An 8,084-nucleotide genomic window follows, 5' to 3' on the forward strand; every position below is an offset into this window, starting at 1 on the left:
TATCGCTGCTGAGCACGACGATGGTGTTGTCGGCGAGGCCTTCCTCGTCGAGCTTGGCCATGATCCGCCCGACGCTGCGATCAAGCGCGCGCACCATCGCGGCATAGACCCGCAGGCGATGCGGCTTGATGTCGCCCACCGCCTCGAAATCTTCCCGCGTCGCCTGCAGCGGGGTGTGCACGCCCCAATGGGCCATGTAGAGGAAGAACGGCCGGTTGCGGTTGGCTTCGATGACCTTCAATGACTGGTCGGTCCACCAATCGGTCAGATAGCCGCCCGGCTCGAACGGTTTGCTGCCGTTGAAGGTCGCGGCGAATTGCAGCTTGGCCCAGAAGAACTTGTCGATCGGGTCGAAATCGATCTTGGCGTTGACGACGTTGGGATCATCTTCGCGGAGATAGAGCCCATTGTGCATGTTCAGGCTCTCGTCGAACCCTTGTGCATTGGCCTTGTATTCGTCCGCCTCGCCGAGGTGCCATTTGCCGATGTGGACGGTGTGGTAGCCCTTGGTCTTGAGCAGCTCGGCAATGGTGATTTCCGAACCCGGCAGCCCCTGGTTCTTGAAGGGCATCGCCTTTTCATCAAACTCGGGATTGAACACGGTCGGCGGCAGCGCTCCGCGATCCATGCCTGCAGCGAAGATCGGCAGGGCCTTGGCCATGCCATCGGGGATCGGCGTGAATTCGAACCCGGTGCGGGTCGGATAGCGCCCGGTCATCAGCATCGCGCGCGAAGGCGCACAAGTCGATGTGCCGGAATAGGCCTGATTGAAAATCGCCCCCTGCGCGGCGAGCTTGTCGATGTTCGGGGTGCGCACTCTGCCGTCCGCAACGCCGCCGCCAAAGGTGGTGAGGTCATTGTAGCCGAAATCGTCGAACAGGATGAACACCACATTGGGCGGCCGCTGCGAGACGGGCGTGTCGGCCTGGCTCGGCCCCTGGTCCCATACGACAGCACGACTGGGCGCGATTTGTTCCTTGGTCGCTTCGATGCGGCGCATCAGCAGCGCGGTCAGAATCGCGTTGCGGTTGAACCAACCGACGGCCCCGGCCACGATCACCAATCCGACAACGACGGTCAGGATCTTTCTCAGCATCAATTCCCCCCATCGCTGACGCAGGCGCGGTCGCCCCCAAATTCTAATGCAATGAATTAAACAGTGCAATGCTAGACGGCGGCCGAGGGCGAGCCCGGCGCAGGTTCATCTCTTGAAGACCAGTCCCTCGTAAGCGCCCGATCGGCGCCACGCGTCGATATGCTTGAAGTATCCTTCCGCCCCGCCCGGATGGCCCTGCGATTGCCGGAATTCCCTGCTCCAGCCCTGGCCTTCATTGTTCCAGAAGCCGGGTGTGCATTCGGCCGAGGCGATCAGGGATCCGCCCCCGGTCAGGATCAGGTCGACCCATTGCGATACGGCCGCTTCGGTCGGCTCCATTTCGGCATAGCCTTCGCGCTCGGCATGGGCGATCACCTGCGCCACGGTCGCCGCGTGATCGACGATGTTGTGCGGAATGTTGGTCACCATATTGGCGGCCTGGTTCATCTGCACCATGAAGGCGTTGGGAAAGCCGGGGACGTGCAGCCCGTGCAGGGTGCGCAGGCCCTGGCCCCAGTATTCCGACAAGAGCTGGCCGCCGCGGCCCGTAATGTCGAAACCGGTCTTCATCTGGAAATTGGCTCCGAACTCGAAACCCGATGCGTAGACGATGCAATCGACCTCGTAATGCTCGCCGCCGACGACCAGTCCGGTTTCGGTGATCCGCTCCACCCCCTTGCCGTCGGTGTCCACCAGCGTGGTGTTGGGCCGATTGAAGGCATCGAGATATTCGTCGCTGAAGCATGGGCGCTTGCAAAGCTGCGAATACCACGCCTTGAGATGCTCCGCAGTCTCGGGGTCCTTCACCACCGCATCGACCCGGGCGCGGATTTCCTCCATCTTCTCGATGTCGGCGTCCTCGATCGCGGCCTGGACCGTTTCCGGGCTCACCTGGCGCGGGGGACGCCCCAGCACGCCCGCGACGCGCGTCGCAAGCTTGGCAGCCCACATCGGGCGGCCATCAAGAACCTTCTCCCGGATGCGGCGCGAAATGGCGGTCCAGCCATCGTCGATCAGATCCTCGGACGGGAGGCCCCGCCCCATATTGTCAACGAAGTTGTCCATCCAGCGCTTCTGCCAGCCCGGCTTGGCAATCGTGGCGAACCACTTCGGATCAATCGGATGGTTGCCGCGCACGTCGACCGAGGACGGGGTCCGCTGGAAAACGAACAGACGGCCTGCGGTCTTCGCCACCTGCGGGATGCACTGCACCCCTGTAGCGCCGGTGCCGATCACCGCAACGCGCTTGTCGCCAAGCTTGTCCATCGGCGCACCAAGCGCGTCGCCGCCGGTGTAGTCATAATCCCACCGGCTGGTGTGGAACTGCTTGCCCTTGAAATCCTCGATTCCCGGAATTCCCGGCAACTTGGCAACATGCAGCGGGCCGGTTCCCATGCCCAGATACTTGGCGGTGAAATCGTCACCGCGACTGGTGGTGATGCGCCACACGCGGGCATCTTCCTGCCATGTGACCGCATCGATTTCGGTGTGGAACAGGGCTTGGTCATACAGGCCATAATGGCGCGCGATCCGCTCGCAATGGGCAAGAATTTCGGCGCCACGTACATATTTCTCGGACGGCATGTAGCCGGTTTCCTCGAGGAGCGGCAGGTAAATCATCGCCGCCGTATCGCAGCGCACGCCGGGATAGCGGTTCCAGTACCAGGTGCCGCCTACCCCGCCGGCCTTGTCGATCAGCCGCACGCTTTCGATCCCCGCTTCCTTGAGACGCGCAGCCGTGACCAGTCCGGACATGCCCGCTCCGATGAAGGCGAAAGTGACATGATCGCGCACAGGATCGCGCGGCACGAAGGGCGTGTGCGGATCGGCCGCCATGTCCTGAAACTTGCCCGAGAGCCGCTGATACTGACCGTTGCCTTCGGGGCGCAGACGCTTGACGCGCTCGGCCGCATATTTCTGTTTGATGGCTTCCCTGTCGAGAACGGTCGTCATTGCGGTGGGCCTCTCGCTGGCGGACAAAAATTTAATGCTGTGCATTATTTAGTCGCAAGGCCGCTAAGGAGCAAGGCCCAATGCCGTGCCTTCTTTGCACAGGGGAAGGTTTGGCCAGGGGATGGGCACATCCCGGAGCCGCAAGCGCTATGGGATGGCTGCAACGCTTGCCCGCGGTCCGCCTTGACGAACCGCGCCCAGTACCCGCAGCACCGCTTCGGCGATGACTTCGGGAACTTCCTCCTGAAGGAAATGCCCGGCCGGTGTCTCGGTCACCGGTGCCTGCGGGAAGTTTTCGAGCATGGCCGGCACTGCATGGCCCAGAATCGGATCGTTAGTCCCCCAGACGATCTCGACCGGCACGTCGAGCGAGCGCACATAGGGGACAAGCTCACGCATCACCGGGGTGCTCGGATGATCGGGGCCGTCGGGCACCATCCGCATCATCGCCAGCGGCGCCTTGTGATTGCCGCTTTCGCGCACCGGGCGCGCATAGAGGTCCTTGACCGCCTGCGGCATCGAGGCGGGATCGTGCTGCGGACGATGCAGGCCCCGGAAGATCATGTTGCGGACGTTCCCCAGGAACTCACCGACGATCGGGGTCTTCATCAGATCATGGATCCTCGAAAGCCTGGTCTTGACCTCGGTCACGCGGATCGCGGTGTTCATGATGACGATGCCTCTGACCAATCCAGGCGACAGCGCCAGTGCACCGACGCCGATGGGGCCGCCCCAGTCCTGCCCGACGTAGATCACTTGCTCGAGCCCCAGTTGTCCCAGCGCTGCGTTGATCCAGCGATTGTGATTTGCCGCCGTATGCATGCTGACCGGCACCTTGGACGAATAGCCAAGCCCGACGAGGGTCGGCATGATCAAGCGCACCTGGTCGAGCGGCAGGTGTTCGGCGACCTTGCGATAGAGGAAGCCCGAAGTCGGATTCCCGTGCTGCATGAAGACCGGATAGCCTCCGCCGACTTCGAGAATGTGCACCTTTATCCCAGGCTCGACCTCGATCAGGTAGCTCTTGTAGTCGTCGGACACGAACTTCTGCGCATAGTCGGGAAGCGGGAAACCCTCGAAAATGCCCGAGGCGGTGCTGACCTTGCCCGCCCCCCGGGGCGTCACGATCGAGCCGTCCCGGGTGATTGCGAATGCGCCCGCTGCCGCTGCCGCGGCCAGCGCCCCCATGCCGATCAGGACTGCTTCGACCATGCGTTACTCCCATTCGAAGATTTGAACGCCATACCCGCTGCGCTGCTAGCGGCTGGTGTCGGGCGTTTGCCGCGCTGCGATATAGAGCAGGCCGGTAAAAACCAGTTCGGGCACAAGCCGTTCCGGATGAGTCGGCGCGCCCTGGAGCAGGGTTGCGGCGATCCGGCCGAGCGCAAAGAACCCGAACAGCATCATCGCCGGATAGAACCAGATGCGTTCCTTGCGGATCAGCCCGAGAGCCAGGCAGACCGCGATTGTAAGCGCCCAACTGGCGGTGTGTCCGATCAGCGAGCTCAGCCCGAGACCGCCCGCGGGAAACGTGTAGCCGAAAAACGCGGCAGCCCGATCCGGGTTGGTCATCGACCTGATCCCCAGGAACCCGAACAGGATCGCCAGCAGCAAGGGCGGCACGCGAACCGCCAAGCTCAGAACTTTAGCCATCACATTTCCAGTTTTCTGCGCCCGACAGCTGGTCGGACTCCTCATTTAATATGTCACATTAGATTAAGATGGGCAATGCCTAAAGGCCCGAAGAGTGCAATCTGTCTGGGCTTTGTCTGACCGCCCGAGGTCTGCCTCTCACTGCGCAATGCAAGTGCGCACCGCAAATGCACCTTGCTCTTATAATATGATGCATTAATAAAGGAATCAGCCGCCCCTTTCGGGGAACGGCGGCTTCAGCAAAACCAATGGAGCAAGCCGATGATGAAGAATCCCGCCCGCATCCTTGCCGCAGCCGCCTTTGCCTGTGCCGGTTTGCCGGTCGCAGCCCAGCCCTCTGCGGAGCAACTCCAGAAGCTTCGCAGCATTCTCACCGAATCCGATGCCAACGCTGACGGCAAGGTCACCCGCAGAGAATATGATGCGCATCGTGCCGACATTTTCGCGAGGCTTGATCGCAACGGGAACGGCGTGGTGAGCGAGGAAGACGCGCCGCGGATACGGTTTGCCAAACGCAAATATACAGAAAAGCTGGAACAGGTACTGGCGATGGCCGACAAGAACGGCGACGGAAGGCTGTCACGCGCCGAATGGGACAAGCCCGAGCGCGATATCTTCGCACTGGTCGACCAGGATGGGGACGGCATCATCATGCTTGCCGACCTCCCAACGCCCTGATCAGCCCGTACCTCCCGAACTCCTGAGCGAAGCATGCAAGGTTCTTGATCCACGGGGTCGGGAATGGCCCCCGGACCCGCCGATCATCGAACAGAGTAAGGCCACCAAACTTAGCACCGTGCTTGAAGCCAAGAGTCAACGCGACACTGAAATGGTCGCTGAGGCCGATTTCGGCGCGTCGATTTACGGCTGGGTGCGCTGATTTGAACGAAGTGATCGTCTTCGCAGCGGACTAAGGGACGCGCTGGTTCACCTGCCGGCGCGTCCCGAGCTTCAGCATTTACTTGAAGCGCGCATCCAGCTGAGCTTTGAGCTGGGCGAAGGTCACGTAACCGTCTTTGTCGTTGTCGATCGTCGCGAAGTTCGCAACGACACGCGACATGCCGCCGTCTTTGGCTTCCTGCAGGCTGAGCTTGCCATCGCCGTTCTTGTCGGATGCCTTGAACTTCGAGGTCAGCTGCGAAAGGGCCATGTCATAGCTCTGGGCATGGGCGCCGGGAGCAAGAGCGAGGGTAGCCGCCAGAACGGCGGCAATCTGAAGCGTTGTCTTCATTAGTCATTCTCCTTCAGGGGGGTGGGAGGTGGGGGAAAGGCGGGGTAGGCGCATTGGCAACGGCGGGGTCAGCCGGTGCCTCACATCAACCGGGCCCGGTTGATCGTCTTGCTGCCTGCTGGCAGCGAGAACATCATGCCATCCTCTCCAACTACGATCTGGCCAGAGAAGCGGCTTTCGGCATCGCCGAGAAAGGCGGCGTAGAGCCAGCGGCTCGGCAAGGGCGGCACAAGATGGCTCAGCACCAGCATCCCGGTGCGGGCGTTCTGCGCGCTTTCAGCCGCTTCCCAGGGTGCGGTGTGGTAATCCTGAATGTCGTGCAGGATCTTCGCGGCGCCCGCCTGGCCGTTCGCCGCCGCTGCCGCCTCCATCTTCTGCACCAAGGCAGGATTCAGCGCTTCATGCACGAGAATGTCGACGCCTGTGCAGACGGCTTCGAGATTGGACGATTTCTTGGTGTCACCGCTGATGCACAGCGAACGTCCCTTGTAGTCGAAGCGGTAGCCAACCGCAGGCTTGATCGGATCGTGGTTGACCGTGAAGGCAGTGATCTTGAGGCCGTCGCGCTCAAGCACGGTCATCGCCGGGCCTGCCATGTCGAACGGGCGCGCAATGCCGCCCGCACCGCTCGGCGGGACCACCTTGGGTCCGTGATGCGCAATGCGATAGGTGTTGTCGGTCGCATAGGCCGCGTTGAAACCGGCCACGATCGCTTCGACACCCTTCGGGCCATAGACCGGCAGCGGCGCCGTGCTCGATCCGCGGGTCCAGTGAAACAGCATCAGCGGGCCGAGGCCGTCGATATGATCGGAATGGAAATGGGTGAGCAGCAGCCCGCTGACCTTGCCGGGACTGATGCCCATCACATTGAGCGTCTCGCCGCCGCCCTCGCCGATATCGACGACATACATCTGCTTGCCGGCGATCACGACGTTGCACGGCCCTGCCCGATCGAGATTGGGCATGGGCGAGCCCGTGCCACACAGCCCGATATGCAGGCCGTCACCCAGCGCGGCGACATTGTCGACGACCATGCGCTGCGCTGTCCCGCGCTCGAACAGCCACGTGCCGATGCGCGCCTGAAACGCGTAGGCGGCCCCGGCCCCGATGAGGACGAGGGCGAGTGCGGCCAATCCGATGCGTTTGAATGAGGTCACAATCAGGCTCCTTCCATCCGGGCAGTCCGCCAGCGGTGGACCGCCCATAGCGCGGGAAACTAATACCATGCATTAACGAGCAATCAAGAACGACAAAAAAATGGATCTGCCGCAGCCCCGGGAAACGCAGCTCTGGCCGGGATCAGGCAGCGGTTCGGCGAAACGACCGGCGCAGCATCCTGAAAAGTCCCAGGACGAAAAGCCCGGCAAGCACCATCACGCCATAGAGCCACGGATAGTTGTGAAGCAGCTTGCCGATGTTGTTCCGGGCATTCTGCGCGGCCGAATCATATCCCTCGGGCATCGCCAGCACGCCCACGCGCTTGGAGTAGGCGTTATAATCCGCCACCATTTCGGTCAGGAGCCGGGGCTGCTCGACGCTGAGATCGGTGGTTTCGCCGGGATCGCTGGCCAGATCGAACAGCCGCCAGCGGCCATCGCCAAGGGGAAGCACGCTGCGAGTGATCTTGAAATCGCCCTTGTAGAGCGCGGTGTTGCCAGACACCTCGATCACCCGCACCTCGTCCCGGGCATAGGCGCTGACCTCCTTCCCGGTGAGGACCGGAAAGAGGCTGCGCCCGGTCATCGGGCGGGTACCCTTGTCGGTCCCCATGCCGGAACCGCCGACCGGTGCGCCGATCCATTCGAGCAGCGTAGGGGCGATGTCGGTCATCATCGCAGGCGTGTCGATGCGCGTGGCAGCGATGCCCGGACCGGCGACGACCAGCGGAACGCGCACGCCGCCTTCGGTCGCATAGAACTTGAACCAGGCCCCCGGTGTTGCGGTCGCGGCCGCCCATTCGGGGCCGATAAACCCCCAACTCCCGCGTCCGCCCATGCCTTCGAGCCCGACATGGTATCCCACCACGTGATGCCAGGCGCTCAGCAGTGTGTTGTTGTCGCCGCGTGATGGCTCGGGGCCGTAGCACGTTGGGAACCGGTCCCTTGAAGAGCCGGATTGCCTTGATGAAGGCAAGGGCGCGTAGCGCCCGCA

The 8,084-nt window shown here is 62.4% G+C and carries 7 protein-coding genes and 1 pseudogene; 1 reads left to right on the forward strand and 7 read right to left on the reverse strand.

Annotation, left to right across the window (positions count from 1 at the left end; translation table 11 throughout):
* From K5Q19_RS02040 to K5Q19_RS02055, 4 genes are all read right to left on the reverse strand, one after another.
* Positions 1-1,096 (reverse strand): sulfatase-like hydrolase/transferase (locus K5Q19_RS02040; RefSeq protein ID WP_292940526.1); only part of this gene is annotated, 1,096 nt, incomplete at its 3' end.
* 105 nt (positions 1,097-1,201) lie between these two features.
* Complete coding sequence (locus K5Q19_RS02045) at positions 1,202-3,049, reverse strand: NAD(P)/FAD-dependent oxidoreductase (protein ID WP_292940529.1); 1,848 nt, start codon at positions 3,047-3,049, stop codon at positions 1,202-1,204.
* A gap of 147 nt (positions 3,050-3,196) precedes the next feature.
* Complete coding sequence (locus K5Q19_RS02050) at positions 3,197-4,261, reverse strand: alpha/beta fold hydrolase (RefSeq protein WP_292940532.1); 1,065 nt, start codon at positions 4,259-4,261, stop codon at positions 3,197-3,199.
* Positions 4,262-4,306: 45 nt separating this feature from the next.
* Positions 4,307-4,702, reverse strand: a complete 396-nt coding sequence (locus tag K5Q19_RS02055) for a hypothetical protein (RefSeq protein WP_292940535.1) — start codon at positions 4,700-4,702, stop codon at positions 4,307-4,309.
* A gap of 261 nt (positions 4,703-4,963) precedes the next feature.
* On the opposite strand from K5Q19_RS02055, the gene K5Q19_RS02060 reads away from it, so the two are divergent.
* Positions 4,964-5,380 (forward strand): hypothetical protein, encoded by a 417-nt coding sequence (locus tag K5Q19_RS02060; protein WP_292940538.1) that lies wholly within the window; start codon positions 4,964-4,966, stop codon positions 5,378-5,380.
* A 280-nt stretch (positions 5,381-5,660) separates the two neighbouring features.
* Here K5Q19_RS02060 and K5Q19_RS02065 read toward each other — a convergent pair whose 3' ends face one another.
* The 3 genes and pseudogenes from K5Q19_RS02065 to K5Q19_RS02075 form a co-directional block, all read right to left on the reverse strand.
* Complete coding sequence (locus K5Q19_RS02065) at positions 5,661-5,933, reverse strand: hypothetical protein (protein WP_292940541.1); 273 nt, start codon at positions 5,931-5,933, stop codon at positions 5,661-5,663.
* Between the two features lie 80 nt (positions 5,934-6,013).
* Positions 6,014-7,090 (reverse strand): MBL fold metallo-hydrolase, encoded by a 1,077-nt coding sequence (locus K5Q19_RS02070; protein ID WP_292940544.1) that lies wholly within the window; start codon positions 7,088-7,090, stop codon positions 6,014-6,016.
* 142 nt (positions 7,091-7,232) lie between these two features.
* Positions 7,233-8,084: pseudogene (locus tag K5Q19_RS02075) on the reverse strand (sulfatase-like hydrolase/transferase); the annotation flags it as partial.

This window comes from Novosphingobium sp., assembly GCF_019748365.1.
In the GTDB taxonomy this organism is placed as follows: Bacteria; Pseudomonadota; Alphaproteobacteria; order Sphingomonadales; family Sphingomonadaceae; genus Novosphingobium.